Source organism: Pseudomonas sp. v388 (genome assembly GCF_003935425.1).
Classification (GTDB): domain Bacteria; phylum Pseudomonadota; class Gammaproteobacteria; order Pseudomonadales; family Pseudomonadaceae; genus Aquipseudomonas.
Window position 1 is genome coordinate 77,357 of the sequence record NZ_RHQN01000012.1, and the last position, 23,049, is coordinate 100,405.

Below are 23,049 nucleotides of genomic sequence, written 5' to 3' on the forward strand. Positions count from 1 at the left end.
CGGTCTTCGGATCGGGGCATTTTCGTTTCAGCACGACAAAGGCTTGCTCAGTTATCCAGAGCGAGCATCTGCACGAACACAGCGAACCCGCCCAGAAACACCCAGAGAATGCTGAAAACCCACGGCGTTCGAATCGAAAACGACAGCGACTTCTTCGGGCCTTTCTCGCTGTTCTCCCAATCACTGAACAACGGCGAGTCGTCATACGCCTGACCGATCACCGGCTCGCTGCGCAGCAGCTGGCTCTGCTTGTGATGCCAATGTTCGATGATGTCGCAGGCTGCACGAATTCCCGGCCAAGCAGCCACCGTGCAGATCAGACCGAGCAACGCCAGCACTGCCGGCACGACCATCGTGAAATAAACGCCCCAACCCGGGTTCACATTCGCCATGGAAGACGCATAGGCGATCACCAGAAACGATTGCGCGGAAAGATAGGCGTTGGTGCGGTTCGACAGGTTCGTCGTCTCGTAGTGAATCTCGCGCCGATAAAAGTCCAGGCGCTCCTTGGGCGAGCCGAACATCTTCACGCTTTGTTCTTCGACGACGTGCTGAGGCGTTTCGTCGGTGATGATTCTGGGCACAGCGATTACCCGCTTTCTAAAGATAAAAAATAGACCTCCGGCACATTGCGCGGTTCGACCTAATGCGCGGCGCCTCAAGATCGTTCATCGTGTCGTACCCGTTCCACTGGAAGGAAAGCGGCATGACTTACGTTCCACAGCTGGAAACCGAGCGCCTGCTGCTCGTCCCGCTCAGCCTTGAAGACGCACCCGCTGTGCAGAAGCTATTCCCTACCTGGGAAATCGTACGTTTTCTGAACAATCGCGTGCCCTGGCCCTACCCGGAAGACGGCGCGTTGAGCCACATCCGTGACGCCGCCCTGCCCGCCGTCGCCAACGGAACCGAATGGCACTGGACCCTGCGCCTGAAAAGCGCAGCGGAGCAAATCATCGGCAACATCAGCCTGATGACCGAACCCGGCAACAACCGCGGCTTCTGGCTGCACCCCGACTGGCAGGGCCACGGTTACATGAGCGAAGCTTGTGTAGTCATCAATCGACAGTGGTTTGAAGTCATGGGCCAACCCCTGATGCAAGTCCCCAAGGCCGCGCAAAACATTGCCTCGAAACGCATTTCGATGAAAGAGGGCATGCGGCTGTTGGGCACGCAGGAAGGAGAGTTTGTGGGCGGGACGATGATGGTGGAGGTTTGGGAAATGACACGGGAGGAGTGGGTGGGGCGCAGGTGAGCTGAGTCGCTACCACGTATACGGCAGGCTGATGGCGAGCTGCCGTATTACGGCGGTTACTGATTTCGGACTCATGGGTATGTAAGGTCGATCTTCATTTTCAAGGTATTCACTCATAAATACGCGACGCAAGATAGCTTACGAAATCATCGTCGGGGTGACTGAGTTGTGCAGCAATGACACGCTTTATCTGTCCCACATGCTTCTGAACGGGAATTGAGCGCTTCAAGAAAATCTATTTTATGCTCCGTGCCGGGCGCGACGCCCTTTATTCAACCCATAGAAGCCCAACGCTACTACGTCGTCTCAGAGAATAGCTGCTGGATTTTTGATTTGCGTCGCTAAGGCAGTTGCACAGCTTTTGGCTGAGCTGCGCTTCCTTCGAGCCGCTGCTCACCGATTGTCTGGATGGGTCCATCTGGGAGAGTCTTGTGGGCTCGCCATCGCGGGCCCTTGTGCCCTCGCAAAACAAGCGGGCACAAAAAAGGCCCACCTTTCGGTGAGCCTTCTTCGGTATTGCGTATGGTGCGGCACCAGACGAACGGTATCTTTGGACGAGGCTAGGATTTCTGCAGATCTGGAATACGGTGGAAAATTTAGCGTACCCCAACTAGTAACTATAAATAAATCAGCTAGTTATGGTCTTCAGTGGAATCGAATCTGGGGTTTACGCATTGGTAATTCTTGTGAGGATGGACGTAGCCAGCATCATAGTTGACAGGCAGGAGTCGGCCTGGACCTGCAGTTCCTCCCCCAACGCGACGGTAATCGTCACTTATTTATGAGTTATGAAGTTTTATTCCTTCATAACTATAGGTTGTGCGTTGGTTAGCTATGATTTGGAGCGGTTTTATATAAAATAGGAAGCTCGTAACCCCGCTTTTTTATGTCTGAGTGATGCTCGGATATTTTCAAATATCCTATCACTTGTAAGAAAGATAAAAAATCTACCGAGTCTTGTTCGGAAACATCTGATAAATTTGCTCTGATCCATTTGAAATCAAATTTTGTTTTATTGCCTTTCTTTGATGTGAAGTTACTAAATTGCTTGGCCCACTTCTCGTCTACTGTGCCGATGTTTTTGACGTATATATCTTTGGCATCAATATATGCTGTGTATACGCATTTCTTTTTGAAAAGATCCCATTCATAGTCTTTGTCAACTAGTACTAGTTCGGATATTTGGTCTGGGTTTTCTTCGTAATAAGAGGATACGTTGTTCACAACCTCTTTCAAAAATATAAGCATGTACCTAGGAGTGCAAACCGAGTTGCCATCAATAAAATGACCGCCAAGAAATTCAAATATTCCAATCTCTTCTGTCTGCTGACTACTTGCGCAGTAATGAATCGCTTTTCTTGGAAAGACCTTGGTTATGAAAGACTTATCGAATTTTCCAAATAGGTTTTGATCACGCTCAACCTTTTGTTTCTTACTGACTACTTTTTTTAGTATTTTAGGTATCTTTGGATTAAGTAAGAAGCGTTCCCTGAAAGATAGTCCATACTCGCTCAAGTCGGTAGCTAAAATCATGTTGTGGAAGTTTGCTATTTGAGCGTTGTGTAAAGCCATGCAAATTCTAGTCGCAAGAAAACGTAAAGTTTCGTCTTTGCTCCATCGAAGTATTACCGCGTTGTCAACGACCTTGTCATAGCCAAGGTTTGAAAAATTCAATCTTTCAAAAAGGTCGTAACGGATAAAAATTTTAAGGTTTAAGTGGCTGTCAGACGCCATGTCATCGTCTACTTCGAGAAGTGCAGTAAGAAAGTTTCTCTGTATGGCGTACTCAATTCCAGCAACAAATCTGTCGATTTTGTCGATAATTATTGTGGCTTTGTCAAAGCCTCGCTCTTTGACTGCGGATGAAATAGCTCTTTGTACTTCCTCTAAATTGATTTTCTTTTTATTGGTGCTTGGTTTTTTGATGCCCGCCTCAAGCGTAATCGGATGGTCAGCAATATTGGCCTCAAATTTAATGTTGGCGTTCGAGATGAGGTCCTTAACTTTGCTGATGATGCTGCTATAAGCATCTGTGCTTAATGACTCTTTTAGGAAATTGTTGATGGTTTGCTCGGATTTGCTTTCAGGGAAATTTGGCATTCCCGATATTGCAATTGCAGTCTTAGATAATATATTAAACTTCCAGAGCAACTGGTAAAGTGTTCTCTCGTCTTTTCCAATGTAATATTCCTTGGTGAAGTCGGACAGCTCGGAAAATGATAGCGCTTCTTCAAGTGGTATTATTAGGTCATTTTTAAATGCATCAATTTCTTTGTGACGATTCTTCAATAGTCTGAAAAGTGTACTTTTCCCAGTGCCGATGGCGCCAACGATAACAGAGTGTTTGTTTAGAAAGAACTTCTTAACAGCTGAAGTTACGATGAACATATCTTGTGCGAGATCATCTCGATGCCCATCATTACTACCAAAGTCTAACTCACGGAGTTTTTCGATTGGAAATGGGTCTGGAAGTGTTGCTTTGGCTTTTCCTGGAGTCAATTCCTAAATCCTTGCATTACGATATTTTTTTAAAGAAAACTAATTTTTGTACTGGCCAGATGCCATTCTATAGTGAGCAATAGCAGAAAGGGCACTAATTTATTTTTGCTGAATGCAGAGGAAATCCTTGACCTCCATATAAAGCAAAGCCCTTGAAGGCGGCGTCAATCGACACGTAGTTGAGCTTGCATCGCTACATCTGCGCCGTTGCTGGATCAACCCAGAAGAGGATCCAGATTTCTTCGAGTAGGCAGATGCATGCGACTGAACTTAGGTGTGACGTTGCATTTTGAATTTTCGCTTCAGGTCGTCTCCTTTCATTCGTGACAGGGCGCCTACGACCTAGGCTGTGTGAAAACACATGCTCCGTTTTGAAGTTTGCGTTGCTACGTAAAATCTGTCGGTGTTTGGCTAGTCAGCAGGCCTAAGATTTACGTAGGAGCAATTTTCGTTCCGTTTTTTACTTTCAAACTTACTCTTAAACATTTTCACACAACCTGATCCCGTAGTAGACGTTCGCTGAAGCGTCAGTAATGCGACTTATGCTAGTGGCATCCGTTTGAATGACACGCCATGTGATGTGTTCACCTTGGGAGCTCCATTAGGAATTTATCTACTTTCTCAAATAATAGTTCGTTCGGGTCATCGCCTGAGACTTTGCAACTAATCATTTCAGTCAATCCCTTTTCATCAAGGCAAAGTATTAGTTTTCCGTGTTCTCTCATTGCGCCTTGGCAAGCAGCGAGGGCGTTGTCTGATGCTCCAGTTCTAGAGATAAGAAAGCAAACTTTACGTTTGGCTTTCTCATAAAGGTACTTTTCTGTTGAGTAAATTTGAGATTGGCCTATCTGCTCTTTGTAGTTCTTGAACTCAAACAATACATATCTTGAGTCAAGATTCTGCGAAATGAATTTCCAAATGGTTGAGTTGTCGATTACGCGGCAAATTAAGTCGTAGCGGTGTAAATCATCGGTTGTTCTTTTTTGCTGATGCCAGCCAGTAAGACTTTCGTCAAATAAATATTTTAGGATTTCACTTGCGATATCCTCGAATTCATAACAGCCATCCCTGCCAAGCGGGATGGATTGTAGTTTTTCAATTAATCCCCGACCGATTCTTTCATTCTCATTCGCTGAGGATGTGATAGGTTTTACTCTAATATGTTTAGGGTTGATAATAGAGTTTGCATTGCTGTCAAATTGCCGCTCTGATAGATCAACTTCGCAGAGTTGTACTAATCTGTCCATAAGCTCTAGGTCAATGCTTGCCAAAGAGATTAGGTCGTTTAAGTTGAGGATTTGTAAGTTATATTTGTCTTGCATTCGATTCTTTATTTCGGGACGGATATCAGCGGCTACTATGAGTACAGCCTTGTCTACTCCCGCCGCACTTACCATTTCTATAAGCCGTTCAGCTGATATTATTAGTGCCGATGTAGGAAAGGTGGAGTTGCGTGTATATTTAACCTCAAACGCTACACGATCTCTGGTAGTCGGCTCCGTAGCGGTTATATCTATGCCATAATCCGGAATTGAATCTAGAGGATCAATCTGCCAGTGGTTGGCTTTCAAAATATCGCGACACAGGTCTTCTAAGGCATATCCCCGTCTCGTGCTAGATCCCGATCCAGATGCAGTTCTTATATCCATTCCCTACCCTTTTCTATCATGCCTGCGTGATCACGAAAACTTATTAGAAGGTTTTCTGTTAGTAACTAATCAACAAACTTGTCGTTAGCACGTTCCTCGCACAGAGCATGCCATGTTTGTTGTGGTATAAGTTTGCTTGCCCAGCCGTAGTAGCCCCAAGTTTTTGAGATGTCGTCCTGCCAGCAGGCATCACACATCAAAGAATGATAGTGAACTCTATTGTTTACTATGTCCTGATAAATCGCAAAAAGGCTTTTGGGGTAGTTGCAATAACAGCTGAATCTTTTGTCTCTTTTGCGCTCGTGGAGTGGTCCAACGAGGCGCTCGTAGATTTTTGGATAGTGCTTTCTTAATCGCTGATTTACCGCATCTATGACGTCAATCCGATTCTTTTTGATAGCGTTAACACGTAAGTTCACCAGACTCTTTTCTGAGTCATACCTGCATTGGTTGATTCTGGAGACAATCCCAGTCACCTTGACCTCCGTGTACCTCTAACCTCAAGGTCATAGACCATGACGGCGATCCCTATGCTTTGGATGAGTAGCAAAGTCTGAGGGTAACGCAGGGCGATAAGGAAGGGCAATGAACGGAACTGCCATAGAAGCAATTATCTGAGAGGATTCTTGAGCGTTCAATTTTGGTCGGTTGCTCCTTCGTCTATTGCTTGAACTGCCAAGATTTACCTAAGCGAGTAATGAGTAAATGTACAGTCAGCAGATAGTAATAGCGCGTCGATTCAGCGTTCGGGTTCACTTGGTAGTTTAGAAACCACGCGAGATGTTTTCGCTGCCAGGTCCATGGATTGTCCCGTTGCCAGCGATTAGCGATCGCCGTTTGAATGGCTTTCGCTTGGCGAAGGTGACGGTGGCGAGTGGCGTGCGACCCAGTTAGAACGCCCCCCAGGAACAACTCCATATCGAATGGCTTGCTCATGCTCGACCACCGATGTACGCCGATATCACGTCGATACGGCCGTGTCCGAGCTCATAGCTGATTTGTGAGCGTGCCTCTCGATCAAGGCGTGGATCGAGGCGCCTGCACCTACCATTGTTGATGGGTGCGAGATGATGGGTGATTTGCTCATAGCGTTCGCACGCGTAGGCTGCCCGCAATTCGTGGAAGCCTTTGAGGTTGTGCTGATGGAGGATGTCCCGTGCAGGGCGAACAATCCCCTGTTGGAAATCGAGGTAGCTTTCGTCCAGTGCCAGCAGGTTGCGGCTCCCGTCGGGCGAGACCTGTTCGGCAAACCTCAGCGCGTCACGGATGTGATCATCCACAGTGATCCAGCGAGGTGCCAACGCGCCTGAACGGCCACCTTTGGTGCCATCCTGGATGTTGATCTTGCCGTAGCGTTCGGCCTCACGTTTTAAACGCGGTAGGTCGGCCAAAATCGCCTCGCGTAAGCGCATGCCGGTGGCTCGCGCCAACTGAGCGATAGCCGCCGCGCGCGGCATTTGGTGTTCGCGAAGCGCTTCGACGATGCGCATAACTTGCTCACGATCTTGGCCTTGGGGAGCGGTTGTGCGAACGGTGGTCCGCCGCATTCCTAACGCCTTGCTCGGACTCGGCACTTTCACATACTGATCACCGCGAAGCGCTGCCAAGGTCCGGTTTACGCTGGACAATCGGTTTTGCGCAGTCGCTACGGCGACCTCACCTTGTTCAACTTGCTTGCGCAGATGTTTGGCATAGTCCAGCAAAGTCTGTCGATCAATCTGCCGCGCATCGTTAAACCCCGGCCCATCCTCCGAGCGACACCAGCGCACAAACGCCTGCCACCGATCACTGTGCGCCTTGACGGTGCCGTAGTGCCCGCCGCCAAATAGATCTTTCAGCGCCAGCGGCCCGGCAAAACTCAGTTGCCTCCCGTAGCCAAAATTTCGCCCATCCCGCCTACCGACCAGTGCCATGATCAAACTCCTCGCGAAGCCGAACCTTTAAAACCTTCCCCACGTCATCCCGCCAAGAATGTTGAGTGTTATCAGGGATCAAGGCCCCTGCGACCTGTTAGGGTTGTCCACTAACGCGGGACTGACGGCTCTTTACGACCGGGAGCTTGGGCATCTCATGATCTGGCCTCCTGAACACTTCCGAAGAAGTGGGCGGGTGGAGGCTGCGCTGGCTGACGAGACCGGCGCCGCGAGATCCTGAGTTGGGTGAAGGCAGCGATGCCTATGACCGGGGCATGCCTGACTGTCAGTCAGGTGCAGTCCATTCCGTGGGCTGCGGCACCATCATCTGCATCGCTGTTGCTAGTGACGTCGGTGTTTGTCACGCCGATTGTCACGCGGTGAGCTGCCGCAAAGCCTTGTGCGACATGGGTTGCAGCAGTGTCCTGAGCGCCCGTCTCTTTCCAGATGAAAGAGACGGGCGCAAGTTGGCGCAGGAAAATGAGCCAAGCGGTGGAGTTGCTGCAGGGCAGCGAAGTTTGTTTCAGATGCCGCGCAGGGCAGAGGGATCAGTAGGCATCCATCACAGAGAGCGCTGTGACCGTGCGAGCTACCGGATGCTTATCGCACTTGGGGAGAACCACCCACTATGTGGCGTAGCCTTTTAGGTTCGGGCTACCTCTAAGGGTTGCTGTCGATGACAGCAGGCTTGCACCATCTTTTCTACGCCGGTGGATAATTCGGGTCAAGACTCGATTTGATGGTTGTTGCAAGCCTGTGGATGGAATTATCCACCGGTGGACATCAATGGTTGTCCACAGACCGAATGATTTTTTTGATTTTTTAAGTGAGGTCCATTCAAGCGGGGCGGCTTTGCAGCCCTGCTTGAATGGACCCGCGTGATAGCAGACCAACCTAGATCTTTCAGGCTACCTACGCCTGAATGTGCCGTGGTTGTTTCCCAAAGTCGTGATGTTGTCGCCTACCGGATGGGCGAACTCATAAGGCGTTACATGCTCGCTGCGATTGGCATCAATGTAGTTGCTCCACCACGCCATGATCAGTCTGCGTTGCTCCAGGAATTCAGCTTTGTGGATGTATGCAGCGCGTACGCGGTTACGCTCCTTGTGGCTCATCTGCCGTTCAATGGCCGCGTCTGTCCATAATCCGGATTCCAGCAACGCGCTACAGGCCATGGTTCTGAAGCCATGGCCGCACACCTCCTTCGCCGTGTCGTAGCCGATGTTGCGAAGCACCTGGTTGACGGTGTTCTCGGACATCGGCTTCCAGTACTTGTGATCGCCGGGCAGTACCAGTTCTGAAAAGCGGCTGAGGCTGCGCAGTCGTTCGAGAATCTCGATGACTTGGGGCGACAGAGGGACAATCTGAATATCGCCATTCATCTTGGTCCCACGTGTTGAGTTGAGCACTCCTTCAATTGGTGCGCGCACATCCGGGATTTCCCACATCGCCCGTTGGAGGTCGAACTCACTCCACCGCGCGAAGCGCAATTCACTGGAGCGGACAAACAGGTGCAGCGTGAGCAATACAGCAAGGCGTGTCAGTTCGCGGCCGTTGTAGTTGTCGATGCGGTGTAGCAGTTCAGGGAGGCGATTAAGTGACAGGGCGGGGCGGTGGACGGTACGCGGCGCGTGAATTGAACCGGCAAGATCGAGCGCAGGGTTGGCGTTAATCTGCCGCGCCCTTTTGGCTCCCCGCATGATGGTTGATAGGTAGTTCTGCACTCGTAACGCCACATCCATGGTGCCGCGATCCTTGATGCGCAGGGTAATCTCTAACAGGTCGTGGGTATCGAGTTCGGCGATGGGACGCTGGCCGATTAGAGGGAAGACGTGAGTGCGCAGTCGGCTCATTACGGTTTTGGCATGGCCTTGGGTCCAGCGGCGGGACATGTCTGCGTGCCAGTCCAGAGCCACCGTCTCGAACAGAAGTGAGGCTCGCTGAGCTGCGATTTTGGCCTTCTTCTTCTCTTCCATCGGATCAAGGTTATCGAGCAGCAGGGCTTTGGCCTCATCACGCTTACGTCTAGCGATAGCCAAGGGCACGATGGGGTAATTGCCGATGATCAGCGTGCCTTCCTTGCCGCTGGGCTTGAAGTATCGCAAGCGCCAGGTCTTGACGCCGTTGGGTTTCACAAAGAGGTACATGCCGCCCCCGTCGAAGAGCTTATAAGCGCGTTCGCGGGGTTTGGCGGTGCGGCATTGCAGGTCGCTGAGCGGGGTGGCTAGACGTGGCATGGGGTACGGTCTCCAAGTGACAAAGACGCTGTACCTCTAAGATAGTCCTGCAGATGGGGGATTTTGCTGGAAGCCGACGGAGGGTGGTAGAACGAAAAAACCCGCCAAAGGGCGGGTTTTCGGGGCTTCCAGAGCATTCAGTGGAATGCAATGGAGCCTAATGTGGTGCCGGCACCAGGAGTCGAACCCGGGACCTACTGATTACAAGTCAGTTGCTCTACCAACTGAGCTATACCGGCGTAATGGCGGGTGAGTATATAGAGTCTGTTGAGCTTGTAAAGCCTAGCTGTCTGATTCGGTTGAAAAAAATCGGGCGGGTGACGAACGTGGGTTTGGCTGGGGTGTGGGAGGGGGAAAGGGTGTACGGCGGTGCAGGAATTTTCTGTGGGTGGCTGGGAATTAGGCTGCTTGGATGCTGCAAAAATGGGGCTTGTGGCATAGGCATGCTGGGCGTGGCGGCGGGATTTGGGCGGTTGGGCGGGTCGGAAATTTTACCTGGGCTTCTGAATCAATGGGTTGCGGGCGCAGGCTGGAGGCGCCTTGTCGGGCGTGGGTTTGTGGGTTGGCGTTTTGCCGGTATTTGCGGCCTTGGGGCGCTTTGCATAGGCTTGGTTTCAACGGCCGGCGCTGACGAGTGAGCAGCGAGGGCCGTTACTTTTCAGCCAAGCGGGCAATGGATTGTCCATGAATAGCACGATGGATCGTGGCCGGGCTTCGGGGTGCAGCATGCGATGGCCGGAATTCACTGGAAAGTCATGTAGAAAATTCGTGATTGTTGGCACCCGGGTGGGGTGGCCGCCAAGGATTACCGACTCATTCGCATGAATGTGCGGCGTGGCGGTAATGACATCCTCACCGAAATCGAATGCGGTCAAGGTTGCTTCGGTAACTCAGATTGCATCGAAGCGTCAGGGAAATGCCCGGATCTGGTGGTCCGGGCATTTCTTTTGCCCATTGCGGGCTGCTGGTGGGTTTGCGACTGGAGTTGGCGCGTTTCAGGCCGATACAGAGGGTTAACCCATCGGCCGGCCGCCTTGGACAGCATGTGCACATTCAGAAAACGCCCACGCATTACCAGCTGCTGAACGTTCCAGGCGATGCCTCTCCTGATCAGATCAAGAAGGCTTATCGCAAGCTGGCGCAAAAGCTGCACCCTGACAGAAACCCGAACCCGTCCGCCTCGGACATGATGGGGGTGATCAACGCTGCCCACGATGTGCTGGCTGATCCTGTGCGGCGCGCTGCGTATGACGCTCATCTGGCGGCGCAAGCCCGGGAGGCGGCGGCTGGTCGCGGCCAGGTGCAGGCGGCCGTTCGGGCCTACGGTGCGGCGTCTCCCGCTGCTGCGGTTTCGCCGTCCCGCACCACTCGAGGCAAGCCACAAGCCCGTTCGACCGGCAAACCGCGCCCAGCGGGTCGGCGACGTCGCAGTGTCCTGCGTTGGGCCGCTGTGTTTCTGATCTTTTGTGCGGCCGGTGCCTGGATGGGTTATGACCCGGAGGCGGGCAAAGCCTATGTGCCGTCCGGCTCCGCGCCGGTGGCGCAAACCTGGGTCAGGCCGACCCCCGAACCCCGGGAGGCGCCGCTGGGCAACCCGGTCAAGCTGGTGGACCCGACGCAGCCGGACTGCGAAGTGCCAGCGCTCGATCCGCTGGGCGCGCCATGGCCGGATAAAGCCGGCTACTTGCAGGGCATGCCGTTGCGCAAGGACGGCGGATGGTCGCAGATCACCATCGACAACACCGGTGGCGAGTCCGCCGTGTATGCCAAGGTGACCGACGCAGTAGGGCGTAATGCCTTTCGGCATGCGTTCATTCCGGCCGGAGCGGTCTTCACGTTCGGCAAGATGAACCCGGGTTTGTATCTGCTCAAATACAAAATGCTCGACAGCGGCTGCGCGTTTGCATCGAGCCGGATCTTGCTGGAAGAAACGCCGATGGGCAGCCAGGTGAAGTCCAGCATGTACAAGTTGACGTTGCGCAAACTGGAAAATCGCAACACGCAGTTTTCCCACCTGCGCAGTGATCAGTTTTAAGTCGCTGTCAGGGGCGTTTTTGCAGGGCTCGTCTCTTTCTTTTGAAGGACATTTCCGAGAGAATCCGCAGCCGCTTGCGCCTCTCGAATTGCGCTTTTAGTCTCCACCGGTCGCTGATTGTCGGCGACCGGGTTTAGTAGCCCGAGTGAGTTAAGGCGCTTCGCAGTTACGTTTCGGCAGGTATCAAAACCTGCATGTAATGGCGGCTGTGCGCGAGGCACTTTCGGGTGCGCCGGTTCTTAGCTCGCCGGTCTACTAACTTGCGTACAGTCGCCGCCCTTCGTTTAGTAGCGATGCCGCAGCGACTCCACTGGAGAGCTAGAGATGATGAACGTTACTGCCGATACACTCCTGAATTCGACTGCCACCACGCCTGTGCTCGACGAGTCCATCGTCAAGCGTGCCCTGGCCTGTTACCTGCCAACAGCCACCAAGCCCGAAAGTTGTGAAACCGCCTTGAACCACGCCCTCGAGTTTTTGCGTTGCGCCGCTGCGACCGCCTATGAGTTGGGCGACAGCCTGCAGGGTTCCAAGCGCGATCTGGCGTTTGCCTCGATGCACATGATGGAAATGGCCAGGGTGATGGTGGAGCAGTCGTTGGAGGTAGTAGAGCGCCGTTGAGAGCGGCACGGCATATTCCTGTAGGAGCGATCACCGGCGGTATTCAGGCCTGTGGATCTGCTGGCGATGTGCGGGCTTCTTCGCCAGCAAGCCGGCTCCTGCAGAATGCGCGGTATGTCAGTAGATGCTGGCAGGGGCAGGCTCGTTTTAGAGCCCTTGCCAAATGTTTATGCACAATGGCTTCACAATTTCACGACGCTGTGCGCAATTTTCATCCAGAGGCGTTGATGTTGCGCAAAGCACCGCATTTACGGCTTTTGATCGGCAGGACAAGAATAATCAAGCGCCTGGATTACTGGCGCGCAAAGGGTTTTTCAACATGTTCCGGATTTTCATCAACAGACTTATCCACAGGTTGATCCGGATATAAGCCTATACCCGTTCAGCGAGGATCAGCAGGTTGCGCGGGGTCAGTTGGCTCTCGCAGAAGGTGCCCACGCGGACCCGATAACCGTGCTCCTGCACATACAGCGCCCGGTCCAGCACCAGCCACATCTCCAACGGCCTGCGGAACAGGTTGCGAACCAGCTCCAGATTGCGCACCTGCGCCAGCCGTGCCCAACCCGCTTGCTCCAGCGCCATCCAGTTCTGCTCACCAGGCGCGGGCAGGTTTTTCAGTTCGACCAGCTCACGGCAGTAGTCGGCGTAGGGTTTGTCGAGCCATGCGGTAGGCAGCGACGGTGTGGATAAGTAAGCGTCCTCGCTGCGCAGTTGCCGTTGCAGCAAATCGAACCCCAGGCGGCGTGCCATCGACGTGTCCCGCTGGCGTCGCACCCTGGCGCCGGCGGTCACGGTTTCGCTCAGCGGCAAGCCCAATTCGTCCCGCGACAGTTGCAGCGCCGATTCTTTGCCGGTGCTCGACAGTGCCTGGTAATGCTCGCTCTGGGTACGGTTATAGCAGCACGGCGCTATCGCCATTTGCGCGCAGCCATTCTGGCTGGCCAGTTGCATCAGTTGCACATGCAGGTCGCCGCAGGCATGCAATGCCACAGGTGTCTGTTCGGGGTGCAGGCTGCGCCAGCTGTCTTCGGCCATCACGTCTTGTTGCACATGGCTGGCCGCAATATTCAGGCGAGCACTGAGTTGGCGACCGGCCTCGACCAGTGCCGGATCAAACTCCAGGCAGGTCAGCGCTTGCCCTTGTTGCGCCAGGCGTCGGCCGAGGTGGCCTTTGCCGGCGCACCAGTCCAGCCAGTGAGAGGGTCGGTGATGGAAATCCAGATGCCGGGCCAGCGCCTCGATCTGCAACCACTTGCGCCCCGGCACATCGACGCTCATGCGCGGCGCTACCGGGTCAATGGCGTGGGCGGGCAGTTCACCCACCTGCGCCAGCGCCACGGCTTCGGCTGCCAGTTGCGGGAACGGGTAGGGCGCGTCCAGTTGCTCGGGATGATTGTGAGCGCTTTCGGCCTGCTCCAGCGAGCGCCCGCGCAGCCACTTCGCCAGCTCGGGATAGCCGTCTTCCCACGGCATGCGCAGTTCGGTGAAGGGCTTGGGGCGCCACAGTTGCTGATGGGCGAACAGGAAACTGTCCAGCGCCCGAAAGCGCTCGCCAAGCGAATCGTCCTGCAAACAAGGGTCAGAAGACATGGTCGGCCGTGTGGTGAGCGGAAAAGGGCTGCCGATTGCTCGGCCAACCCCCTTCATATCAGCGCCCTTGGCTGGCGTCTACGCGCAAGATGCGTTCGAGCAGGCGGAAGCCCTGCACCAGCACATAGGCCATGACCAGATAGAACATGCCCGCCGCAAAGAAAATCTCCACCGGCAGGTAGGTGCGGGCAATGATCGTGCGGGCCATGCCGGTCAGTTCCAGCAAGGTCACGGTGCTCGCCAGCGCGCTGGCCTTGAGCATCAGGATGACTTCGTTGCTGTACGCCGGCAGCCCGATGCGCGCTGCGCGTGGCAGGACGATGTAGAACAGCGCCTTCCACTTCGACATGCCCAACGCCCGCGCCGCCTCGACTTCACCAACCGGCACGGCCTGGATCGCGCCGCGCAGGATCTCGGCGATGTAAGCCGCCGTGTGCAGGGTCATGGTGATCACCGCACACCAGAACGGATCGCGCAGATAGGGCCACAACGGGCCTTGGCGCACGGCGTCGAACTGCGCCAGGCCGTAATAGACCAGGAACAGTTGCACCAGCAGCGGCGTGCCACGGAAGAAAAAGATGTAGGCGTAAGGCAGCGCGCGAACCGACAGATGTTTCGACGAACGAGCAATGCCCAGCGGAATGGCGATGATCAAGCCGGCGATGACCGCAATCGCTACCAGCTCCAGGGTCAGCGTCGCGCCCTGGGCCAGGCGCGGCAGCCACTTGATGATGACTTCCCAGTTCATGACGCGCTCCTTGTGAAGCCGCGTGCGGCACGTTTTTCCAGGAAGTGCATGCCGGTCATCGCGATGATGGTCAGGCCCAGGTACATGAAGGCCGCGACCATATAGAACGTGAAGGCTTCCTTGGTGAAGCCCACGGCGATCTGCGCATGCCGCATGATTTCTTCAAGGCCGATGACCGACACCAGCGCGGTGTCCTTCATCAGGATCATGAACAGGTTACCCAGGCCGGGCAGGGCGATGCGCCACATCTGCGGCAGGATCAACCGCGCGAAAATGCGCGTGCGCGACATGCCCAGTGCCAGACCGGCTTCGCGGTGACCCTTGGGGATCGCGAGGATCGCGCCGCGAAACACTTCGGTCGCGTAGGCGCCGAAACACAGGCCCAGCGCGATGACGCCCGCCGCGAAAGCGTTGAGCGCCAGGTCCTGGATGCCGAGCATTTCGCCCAGCGCCCGCATGCCGTTGACGGTGCCGAAATAGATCAGCAGCACCCACAGCAGTTCGGGGATGCCGCGCACCAGTGTCGAGTAGGTTCCGCCCAGCCATTGCAGCGGCTTGTACGGGGAAGTCTTGGCCAAGGCGCCGAGCAGCCCGAGCACCAGCCCCAGGCACAAGGCCGACAGGGCAAGCTGGACAGTCATCAGCGCACCAGCCGCAAGGGCCGGGCCGAATCCGTGGAGGTCAATGTTCATGTATTAGAGGCAGGCTTTGCAGAGGACGGGCCGCCGCGCTTCATGACAAAGCAGCGGCGGCGCCATCAGGCGGTTCAGAGGATGCTGAACGGGAAATACTTGTCGTTGATTTTCTTGTAGGTGCCGTCAGCGATGATTTCCTTGATGGCAGCGTTGAGCTTTTCGCGCAGCGGATCGCCTTTGCGAACGGCGATGCCGATCTTGTCGTTCTCTTCCACCGGCTCGCCCTTGAACTCGAAGCCTTTGCCCGCTTCGCTTTTCAGCCACTCGTAGCTGACGTATTTGTCGGCGAGGATGGCGTCGACGCGCCCGGACACCAGGTCGAGGTAGGCGTTTTCCTGGGTGTCATACAGCTTGGCGTCTACGTCCATGCCCAGCTTGTCTTCCAGCCAGGTGCTGGCGAGGGTCGACCGCTGGGCGCCGATGATCTTGCCTTTGAGCGAAGCGACGTCGGTCTTGAAGTCGCCGCCCTTGGCTGCCAGGAACTGCAATTTGTTCGAGTAGTACGGGTCGGTGAAGTCAACGGCCTGCTTGCGCTCTTCGGTGATCGACAGCGACGAGATCAGGAAGTCGAACTTCTTGGCGTTCAGGGCCGGGATGATGCCGTCCCAATCGGAAGTCACCACGTCGCACTCGACCTTCATCTTGGCGCACAGCGCTTTGCCGATCTCGTAGTCGAAGCCGACAACCTGCCCGCTCGCGTCCTTGTTGTTGAACGGAGGGTAAGCCGCTTCGATGCCCATTTTCAGGGTTTCGGCAAAGGCATTGCCGGTCATTGCCAGAGTGGCAGCTGCAACCAGCAGCAACTTCTTGTATTTCTGCATGAGGTGTTGCTCCGTTAACGATTACTCGACATGAATTGTTTGCACCTTACCGACAGCGGATTATCGAACACTTGCTGCGGTGTGCCTTGTTCTTCGACCAATCCTTGATGCAAAAAGACGATTTCGCTGGACACCTGACGGGCGAAATTCATTTCGTGGGTCACTAACAGCATCGTGCGGCCTTCCTCGGCCAGGGCACGAATCACGTTGAGCACTTCCTGAACCATCTCCGGGTCGAGCGCCGAGGTCGGCTCGTCGAACAGGATAACTTTAGGCTGCATTGCCAGGGTTCGCGCGATGGCCGCGCGTTGCTGTTGGCCGCCGGAAAGTTGCGCAGGGTAGACGTGGCGTTTGTCGCCGATGCCGACCTTGGCCAGCAGCGCCTCGGCAACTTCCGTCGCCTCGGCCTTGCTCTGGCCGAGCACGCGCCGCGGCGCCTCGATGATGTTGTCCAGCACACTCATGTGCGGCCACAGATTGAAATTCTGGAAGACGAAGCCGATCTCGCTGCGCATGCGGTTGATCTGCCGGTTGTCCGCCGCCACCAGTTCGCCATTCTTGGCGGCCTTGAGCTTGAGCTCTTCACCGGCCAGCAGGATCTGGCCCTGATGCGGGTTTTCCAGCAGGTTGATGCAGCGCAGCAGGGTGGACTTGCCGGAGCCGGACGAACCGAGGATCGAAATGACGTCGCCGTCACGCGCGGTCAGCGAGATGCCCTTGAGCACCTCCAGCTCACCGTAGCGCTTGTGCAGGTCGCGGATTTCCAGGGCGGGCGTGGCCTCAGCCATGTGGGGTCCTCATTGGTAACGAGCGCTCATTCAGCGGGCCAGCGCCAAGCTAGCACAGCGTTTCAAAGACAACCATCTGCGCCCGGTGCCGGGTGTGGCAGGGGCGAAGGGTCGTCGCGTGGCCGCAGCAGAATGACGCTGACAGGCGCACCGGTAGCGAAGACGGTGCTTCATGCCGGGCGGCTGTGCGCGAAAAAGGCGCGATGTTGCCAGCTTTGGGCCATGGTTGGAAGCAGCTTTTGCTGAGCGGCGCCCGTTGCGGCGCACCATTTGCGAGCCTGGTCGGCGGGAGTGGACGTTTTCGGTGCGCGCATGTTTCCCTGTTCTGAGGTATTCGGTAACAAATCCTACATACAGGCACACGGATTCTTTCGTGGCCTTCCCTTGCCGGGTGGACCCCGAGCCTTCTAGTCAAGGTGCGACGTCGTTTTTGAAACATCTTGGCGTACTTCTTGCGTCAAGAATAAAGAACGGTACCGTTTCTTTCTTTTTACGAGCGCTTCGGTGTCCATCGGTCGTCTTGCAAAGGTAGTTTCAATGAGCAATACCGCTAATTCTTCCGAGCTTGAACAGGGGCTGAAACCTCGCCATATCACGATGTTGTCGATTGCCGGGGTGATCGGTGCAGGTCTGTTCGTCGGCTCTGGCCATGCGATTGCCGAAGCCGGCCCGGCCGTGCTGCTGGCTTACGCCGCAGCGGGTACGCTGGTGGTGCTGGTAATGCGCATGCTGGCCGAAATGGCCGTCGCTTCGCCGGATACCGGTTCCTTCTCTACTTATGCCGACCGCGCCATCGGGCACTGGGCCGGTTTTACCATCGGCTGGTTGTACTGGTGGTTCTGGGTTTTGGTGATTCCGCTGGAAGCCAACGCCGCCGCGACCATCCTGCATGCCTGGTTCCCGGACATCGCGATCTGGGCGTTCACGTTGGTCATCACCTTGCTGCTGACCGCGACCAACCTGTTCAGCGTAAAGAACTACGGTGAGTTCGAGTTCTGGTTCGCGCTGATCAAGGTCGTGGCGATCATCGCCTTTGTGGTGTTGGGTGTTGCGGCGATTTTTGGTCTGCTGCCCACCACGCAAGTCAGCGGCGTCAGCCATCTGTTCGACACCGGCGGCTTCATGCCCAACGGCATGGGCGCAGTGCTGGCGGCCATGCTGACCACCATGTTCTCGTTCATGGGCACGGAAATCGTGACCATCGCCGCTGCCGAATCCAAGAACCCGGGCAAGCAGATCACCAAAGCCACCAACTCGGTGATCTGGCGAATCTTCCTGTTCTACCTGGTTTCGATTTTCGTGGTGGTGTCGCTAGTGCCGTGGAATGACCCGAGCCTGGCTGAAGTGGGTTCGTACCAGACCGTGCTGAATGTCATGGGGATTCCCAATGCCAAGCTGATCGTCGATCTGGTGGTGTTGGTTGCCGTGACCAGCTGCCTGAACTCTGCGCTCTATACCGCTTCGCGCATGCTGTATTCGCTGGGCAAGCGTGGCGATGCACCGGCCGTGTCCAAGCGCACCAGCAAGAGCGGCACGCCATACTGGGCAGTGATGTTGTCCACTGCCGCGGCGTTCCTGACCGTGTTCGCGAACTATGTCGCGCCGGCGGCGGTGTTCGAGTTCCTGTTGGCCAGTTCCGGGGCGATTGCCCTGCTGGTGTATCTGGTGATCGCGGTGTCCCAACTGCGCATGCGCCAGAAGCGCATTGCGGCCGGGGAAGCCATCGACTTCAAGATGTGGCTGTTTCCCTGGCTGACCTGGGCGGCCATTGTGTTCATCGTCGCGGTGCTGACCATCATGCTGATTCAGGAAGACCACCGCATCGAAATCATCGCGACCGGCGTGCTGAGTCTGGTGGTGGTGGGTGCAGGCCTCACCGTTTCCCGCCGCCGCAAGGCCGAGCGGTTGAGTGGTGCTGCGGTTCTGAGTTGATCAGGCCGCAAAACCGTCTTCGCCAGCAGAGCTGGCTCCTACGATTCAGCGAATAATTTGTAGGAGCCAGCTTGCTGGCGAAAGGGCCGGTACATCCACAGCGGGTGTATGACCCTGGAACAAAGCCTTCGAGAGCAAGACGGATCGCCGCCCGCTCGCTCCTGCAGGTTCAGCGTGCTGCCTTCTCATTCCTCAACATCAACAGCTCTGACGCCTTGTTGTAATCGGCCTGGAATGCCTGGCTGCTGATCCATTCGATGGCGGTGTCTTCGTCTTCGTTGTGGACGATGGCGCGGTACATGATGAGCAGGCCCATCATGAAGTCGGTGGCCGGCTCTTCGTCTTCTTCGGCAATCACCAGTTCCAGCACCGGGTATTGCAGGAACACCGCGCACAGCGCCAGCTGGCTGATGGCTTCGGCCTGTTTCATGGCCTGAAACAGGTCGTCATATTCAGCGGGGTCGAACCCGTTCTCGACGATGTCCTTGAAGTCGAATGTGCTCAGGTCGATCTCGACGTCATCGAAGGGCTGATCCACCAGCGCCGAGGCGAACAGCGGATGCACTGCGTTTTTCACCGGTTTGCCCGAGCGGTTCTGCTTGGCCTTGAGTTTGGCGCGCTTGGCGCGTTTTTGCTGTTTGTCTGGCGAAGCCATGGACGAGTCCTTTGCGGGCAATAGGGTGCAATGGCCGCCATTGAAGCGCAGACCGCCGCAATAGCCAAGCGAACACCCTTACAACATGCCCTGTGGACCCATCAGCGCGGATTGATCCTCGACACCACTTCAGACTCGTCCATGCGCGTGGCGAACATGCTGACCGCTTCCACCGCATCGCTGGCGCCGTCACGAATCTGCACGATCACCTGCCCGGCCTGATCGGCCAGGGTCACGCCGCGATTGGCGCCTTCCTGAGTGGCGTTCATGCTCGAAACCGCTTCACGGGTTTCGGCCAGGATCTTGCTGATCATCTCGGCGATTTCCTTGGTCGAGCCACTGGTGCGCCCGGCCAGTTGCCGGACTTCATCGGCCACCACCGCAAAGCCGCGTCCCTGGTCGCCGGCCCGCGCCGCTTCAATGGCAGCGTTGAGGGCCAGCAGGTTGGTCTGGTCGGCAATCCCACGGATCGTGTTGACGATGGCAGTGATCTGCTCGGAACGGTCACCCAGCTGTGCAACCAGCCTGGCGGAAACTTCGATGTTCTCTGCAATCTGGCGCATCTCCCGCGCCGTCTCCTGAATCACCTCAGTACCGTGCTCAGCCACTTTCTCGGTTTCGGCAGAGATGTGGTACGCCCGCGAAGCGCCATGGGAATCGGCTTCCTGCTTTTCGACGCGCTCGGTGATATCGCTGGCGAACTTGACGATCTTGTCCAGCTTGCCTTCAGCGTCATACACCGGGTTGTAAGTTGCTTCCAGCCAGACCACCTTGCCATGTTTGCCCAGGCGTTTGAATTGCCCGCCGACAAACTGGCCCAGGTTCAACTTCTGCCACAGTTCGGCATATTCAGGGCTGTTGACCAAAGACGGCTCGCAAAAGCCACGGTGATGCTTGCCCTTGATCTCATTGAGGGCGTAACCCATGGTGTGCAGAAAGTTCTCGTTGGCCGTCACGACAGTTCCGTCCGGATTGAACTCGCACACCGCCATGGCGCGCTCGACAGCGGCCAGCTTGCCCTTCATCTCGTTTTCGAGGGCGATATTGCTGGTGACGTCCAGCGCGTACTTGATCACCTTGACGACACTGCCCTGAGCGTCGGTGACGGGGTTGTAACTGGCTTCGAGCCAGACGGCCTCACCGCTTTTGTTCAGGCGATGGAAAGTCCCGGACATGAACTGACCGGCGCGCAGGCCATTCCACAGCCTGGTGTACTCCGCGCTGCGCTGATGGGCAGGCGTGCAGAACTCGCGGTGGCTTTTGCCGATCAGTTCATCGGCTCGATAGCCCATCGTTTTCTGAAAGTTTTCATTGGTGCGCAGGATCTTGCCTTCAAGATCGAACTCCACGACCGCCATGGAGCGCTCCAATGTGTTGACCAATCCCTTGAGTCCCTCCACCTCGGCCTTCATGGCTGTCAGTTCAGCGTTGATTTTTTTTCCGAACATATCCGGCACCGTATTTTTATAAGGACGTTTGCTTACGGGTTATCGCGCTTGAACGACAACTCATGAATGCAGGGCAGACCAGCGGTGCACGTATTTTCTGGCGTCAGAAGTTTGCTGCCCAACTTGAGTTTACTTAGGGTGGGAAATCTTTTTCGGGAGTGGAATTGCCCTGTATGCAGGAACAGTAATGTCCAGCCCCTGTAATAAATCTGTAGTACTTGCAGGCAAGTTCGTTCAAGCGCGGCAAAGGAGTGATCGGGCAGTTTTCGCGGAGGAGGTCGCCCGTCGGGCTGAGAGAAATTCCAGACAACAAAAAGCCCGCACGAGGCGGGCTTCTTGTGTGCTTTCAGGTGTGCCTGGCATCACCTGAAAACGAAAGGTGGTGCCCAGAGACGGAATCGAACCGCCGACACGGGGATTTTCAATCCCCTGCTCTACCGACTGAGCTATCTGGGCAACGGGGCGCATTAGACGTGTTTTTCAGGAGGTCGTCAAGCGTGTTGTCGAAAAAATTTTGAATCAATACCGACGCTTACGACCTTCACTGCCTGAAACGCTTTACTGGGCGGGTGGAACGTAGCCTTCGGCCTGGGCGTATTCCTCGCCGGAAAGGTACTTGTCCATCTCGGCCTGGAGGAATTTGCGGTCTTCGGCGTTCATCATGTTCAGGCGTCGTTCGTTGATCAGCAGGGTCTGGTGCTTCTGCCAGTCGGCCCAGGCTTGCTGCGAAACGTGGTTGAAGATGTCTTCGCCCTTGGCGCCCGGATACGGAGGGCGTTCCAGGCCTGGAAGTTCTTCTTTGTACTTGCGGCACATTACGGTGCGGGTCATGACGGTTCTCCTGCGTTCAAAACGTCGGCTGCGCGTTTGAGCAGCTTTTTCACCGGGGCGGCAAGGCCCAGGCGCGGCGGGGTGGCGAGGTTATACCAGAGCCAGTCGGCCTCGGCCACGTGATGGGCCGACTCCTCGACCGGCACCAGCCAGGGTTCGATGCTCAACTGGAAGTGGCTGAAGGTGTGGACCAGCGCCGGCAGCTCATACGGCTTGCCCATTTCCAGCGAGTGCTGGGTTGCCAGGTGCTGGAGTTCGTCGAAGTCATTGAGCTCCGGCAAACTCCACAACCCGCCCCACAGGCCCGTGGAAGGGCGTAGGTAAAGCAGAATGGCGCCGTCGCGATTGGCGAGCATCGGCATCAGGGTGCGCTTCTGTGGGACGGTCTTGCGCGGCTTGGGGATCGGGTAGCGGGTTTCCAGGCCGAGCATGTGCGCCTGGCAGCCGCGCTCCAGCGGGCAGAGCAGGCAGCTGGGCTTGCTGCGGGTGCAGAGCGTGGCGCCCAGGTCCATCATCGCCTGGGTGTAGTTGTTGACCCGGCTGTGCGGCGTGAAGCGCTCCGCCGTAGCCCAGAGCTGTCTGGCCACCTTGGGCTCGCCCGGATAGCCTTCCTGCGCGGTGAAGCGTGCCAGCACGCGCTTGACGTTACCGTCGAGGATCGGCGCGCGCAGGCCCATGCTCAGGCTGGCGATGGCGCCTGCGGTGGACAGCCCGATACCCGGCAGCAGAATCAGCTGTTCGACATCGCGAGGAAATTCTCCGCCGTGCTCGGCCACCACGATCTTCGCGGTTTTCTGCAAATTGCGGGCGCGGGTGTAGTAACCCAGGCCGGTCCACAGATGCAGCACTTCGTCTTCCGGCGCGTCGGCCAGAGCCTGCACGGTGGGCAACGCAGCCATGAACCGGTCGAAGTAACCCAGCACGGTGCTGACCTGGGTCTGCTGCAGCATGATTTCAGACACCCAGACCCGGTACGGCGTTATGGCCTGCTGCCAGGGAAGGTCGTGGCGGCCATGACGGTCATACCAATCCAGCACGGCGCTGGAGAATTGCTCGGGTTGCATGGTTTGGTGGGTTCTCTGGTTTGACGGTATGAATATGTTCGGCGGTCTTGAGGCCGCCATCGCCAGCGAGCTGGCTCCTTCAGTTCGGTGAAGATCCTGTAGGAGCGAGCTTGCTCGCGAAGACGTAATGCCAAACGACATGAATGCTGCGCCTGTACTGGCCCTTTCGCCAGCGAGCTGGCTCCTATAGTTCGGTGAAGATCCTGTAGGAGCGAGCTTGCTCGCGAAGACGTAATGCCAAACGACATGAATGCTGCGCCTGTACTGGCTA

The 23,049-nt window shown here is 55.9% G+C and carries 19 protein-coding genes, 2 tRNA genes and 1 pseudogene; 4 read left to right on the forward strand and 18 right to left on the reverse strand.

Annotated elements, in window-relative coordinates; all coding sequences use genetic code 11:
• Positions 1 to 47 precede the first annotated feature (47 nt).
• Positions 48 to 524 (reverse strand): hypothetical protein, encoded by a 477-nt coding sequence (locus EGJ27_RS23755; protein WP_125833245.1) that lies wholly within the window; start codon positions 522 to 524, stop codon positions 48 to 50.
• A gap of 182 nt (positions 525 to 706) precedes the next feature.
• On the opposite strand from EGJ27_RS23755, the gene EGJ27_RS23760 reads away from it, so the two are divergent.
• Entirely contained in the window at positions 707 to 1,252 is a 546-nt protein-coding gene (locus EGJ27_RS23760; RefSeq protein WP_125833246.1) for a GNAT family N-acetyltransferase, read from the forward strand.
• An 828-nt stretch (positions 1,253 to 2,080) separates the two neighbouring features.
• Here the strand turns inward: EGJ27_RS23760 and EGJ27_RS23765 are convergent.
• The 6 genes from EGJ27_RS23765 to EGJ27_RS23800 all read right to left on the reverse strand — a co-directional run bounded on the left by EGJ27_RS23765 (position 2,081) and on the right by EGJ27_RS23800 (position 9,789).
• A complete protein-coding gene (locus EGJ27_RS23765; RefSeq protein ID WP_125833186.1) occupies positions 2,081 to 3,751 on the reverse strand; it encodes a P-loop ATPase, Sll1717 family in 1,671 nt (556 codons plus the stop codon).
• 584 nt (positions 3,752 to 4,335) lie between these two features.
• A complete protein-coding gene (locus EGJ27_RS23770; RefSeq protein ID WP_125833187.1) occupies positions 4,336 to 5,400 on the reverse strand; it encodes a restriction endonuclease in 1,065 nt (354 codons plus the stop codon).
• A 660-nt stretch (positions 5,401 to 6,060) separates the two neighbouring features.
• On the reverse strand, positions 6,061 to 6,336 hold the full coding sequence (locus tag EGJ27_RS23780) for a hypothetical protein (RefSeq protein ID WP_125833189.1): 276 nt from the start codon (positions 6,334 to 6,336) through the stop codon (positions 6,061 to 6,063).
• A complete protein-coding gene (locus EGJ27_RS23785) occupies positions 6,333 to 7,313 on the reverse strand; it encodes an integrase domain-containing protein (protein ID WP_125833190.1) in 981 nt (326 codons plus the stop codon). Before EGJ27_RS23785 ends, EGJ27_RS23780 begins: the two co-directional genes overlap by 4 nt.
• Before the next feature lie 908 nt (positions 7,314 to 8,221).
• Positions 8,222 to 9,550 carry an integrase arm-type DNA-binding domain-containing protein gene (locus tag EGJ27_RS23795; protein ID WP_125833191.1) on the reverse strand — a complete coding sequence of 443 codons (1,329 nt, stop codon included), beginning with the start codon at positions 9,548 to 9,550 and terminating at the stop codon, positions 8,222 to 8,224.
• Positions 9,551 to 9,713: 163 nt separating this feature from the next.
• A tRNA-Thr gene (locus EGJ27_RS23800) sits at positions 9,714 to 9,789 on the reverse strand.
• A gap of 812 nt (positions 9,790 to 10,601) precedes the next feature.
• Between EGJ27_RS23800 and EGJ27_RS23805 the strand changes: the two genes are divergently transcribed.
• Positions 10,602 to 11,585: a J domain-containing protein gene (locus EGJ27_RS23805; RefSeq protein WP_125833247.1), complete on the forward strand. Its 984-nt coding sequence runs from the start codon at positions 10,602 to 10,604 to the stop codon at positions 11,583 to 11,585.
• Between the two features lie 324 nt (positions 11,586 to 11,909).
• Entirely contained in the window at positions 11,910 to 12,206 is a 297-nt protein-coding gene (locus EGJ27_RS23810) for a DUF6124 family protein (protein WP_125833192.1), read from the forward strand.
• Positions 12,207 to 12,578: 372 nt separating this feature from the next.
• Here EGJ27_RS23810 and EGJ27_RS23815 read toward each other — a convergent pair whose 3' ends face one another.
• From EGJ27_RS23815 to EGJ27_RS23835, 5 genes are all read right to left on the reverse strand, one after another.
• Positions 12,579 to 13,796, reverse strand: coding sequence for a methyltransferase (locus tag EGJ27_RS23815; protein WP_125833193.1), 1,218 nt, complete (start codon positions 13,794 to 13,796; stop codon positions 12,579 to 12,581).
• Positions 13,797 to 13,854: 58 nt separating this feature from the next.
• On the reverse strand, positions 13,855 to 14,544 hold the full coding sequence (locus EGJ27_RS23820) for an ABC transporter permease (RefSeq protein WP_125833194.1): 690 nt from the start codon (positions 14,542 to 14,544) through the stop codon (positions 13,855 to 13,857).
• Positions 14,541 to 15,236 (reverse strand): ABC transporter permease, encoded by a 696-nt coding sequence (locus tag EGJ27_RS23825; protein ID WP_125833195.1) that lies wholly within the window; start codon positions 15,234 to 15,236, stop codon positions 14,541 to 14,543. Before EGJ27_RS23825 ends, EGJ27_RS23820 begins: the two co-directional genes overlap by 4 nt.
• A 74-nt stretch (positions 15,237 to 15,310) precedes the next feature.
• Positions 15,311 to 16,060, reverse strand: a complete 750-nt coding sequence (locus tag EGJ27_RS23830) for an ABC transporter substrate-binding protein (RefSeq protein WP_125833196.1) — start codon at positions 16,058 to 16,060, stop codon at positions 15,311 to 15,313.
• Positions 16,061 to 16,074: 14 nt separating this feature from the next.
• On the reverse strand, positions 16,075 to 16,848 hold the full coding sequence (locus EGJ27_RS23835) for an ABC transporter ATP-binding protein (protein ID WP_125833197.1): 774 nt from the start codon (positions 16,846 to 16,848) through the stop codon (positions 16,075 to 16,077).
• Between the two features lie 537 nt (positions 16,849 to 17,385).
• Between EGJ27_RS23835 and gabP the strand changes: the two genes are divergently transcribed.
• Positions 17,386 to 18,780 carry a GABA permease gene (gabP, locus tag EGJ27_RS23840; RefSeq protein ID WP_125833198.1) on the forward strand — a complete coding sequence of 465 codons (1,395 nt, stop codon included), beginning with the start codon at positions 17,386 to 17,388 and terminating at the stop codon, positions 18,778 to 18,780.
• Between the two features lie 169 nt (positions 18,781 to 18,949).
• On the opposite strand, the gene EGJ27_RS23845 is transcribed toward gabP, so the two are convergent.
• The 6 genes and pseudogenes from EGJ27_RS23845 to mutY form a co-directional block, all read right to left on the reverse strand.
• The gene (locus tag EGJ27_RS23845) at positions 18,950 to 19,435 is read right to left on the reverse strand and encodes a hypothetical protein (protein ID WP_125833199.1); all 486 of its coding nucleotides are present in this window, start codon (positions 19,433 to 19,435) and stop codon (positions 18,950 to 18,952) included.
• Between the two features lie 101 nt (positions 19,436 to 19,536).
• The gene (locus EGJ27_RS25405) at positions 19,537 to 20,043 is read right to left on the reverse strand and encodes a methyl-accepting chemotaxis protein (protein ID WP_371920883.1); all 507 of its coding nucleotides are present in this window, start codon (positions 20,041 to 20,043) and stop codon (positions 19,537 to 19,539) included.
• A 63-nt stretch (positions 20,044 to 20,106) separates the two neighbouring features.
• A pseudogene (locus EGJ27_RS25410) lies at positions 20,107 to 20,883 on the reverse strand (PAS domain-containing protein); the annotation flags it as partial.
• A 380-nt stretch (positions 20,884 to 21,263) separates the two neighbouring features.
• A tRNA-Phe gene (locus EGJ27_RS23855) sits at positions 21,264 to 21,339 on the reverse strand.
• A 102-nt stretch (positions 21,340 to 21,441) separates the two neighbouring features.
• Positions 21,442 to 21,714, reverse strand: coding sequence for an oxidative damage protection protein (locus EGJ27_RS23860; protein ID WP_125833201.1), 273 nt, complete (start codon positions 21,712 to 21,714; stop codon positions 21,442 to 21,444).
• Complete coding sequence (gene mutY, locus EGJ27_RS23865) at positions 21,711 to 22,778, reverse strand: A/G-specific adenine glycosylase (protein ID WP_125833202.1); 1,068 nt, start codon at positions 22,776 to 22,778, stop codon at positions 21,711 to 21,713. The genes EGJ27_RS23860 and mutY overlap by 4 nt, the downstream gene beginning before the upstream one ends.
• Positions 22,779 to 23,049: the final 271 nt, after the last annotated feature.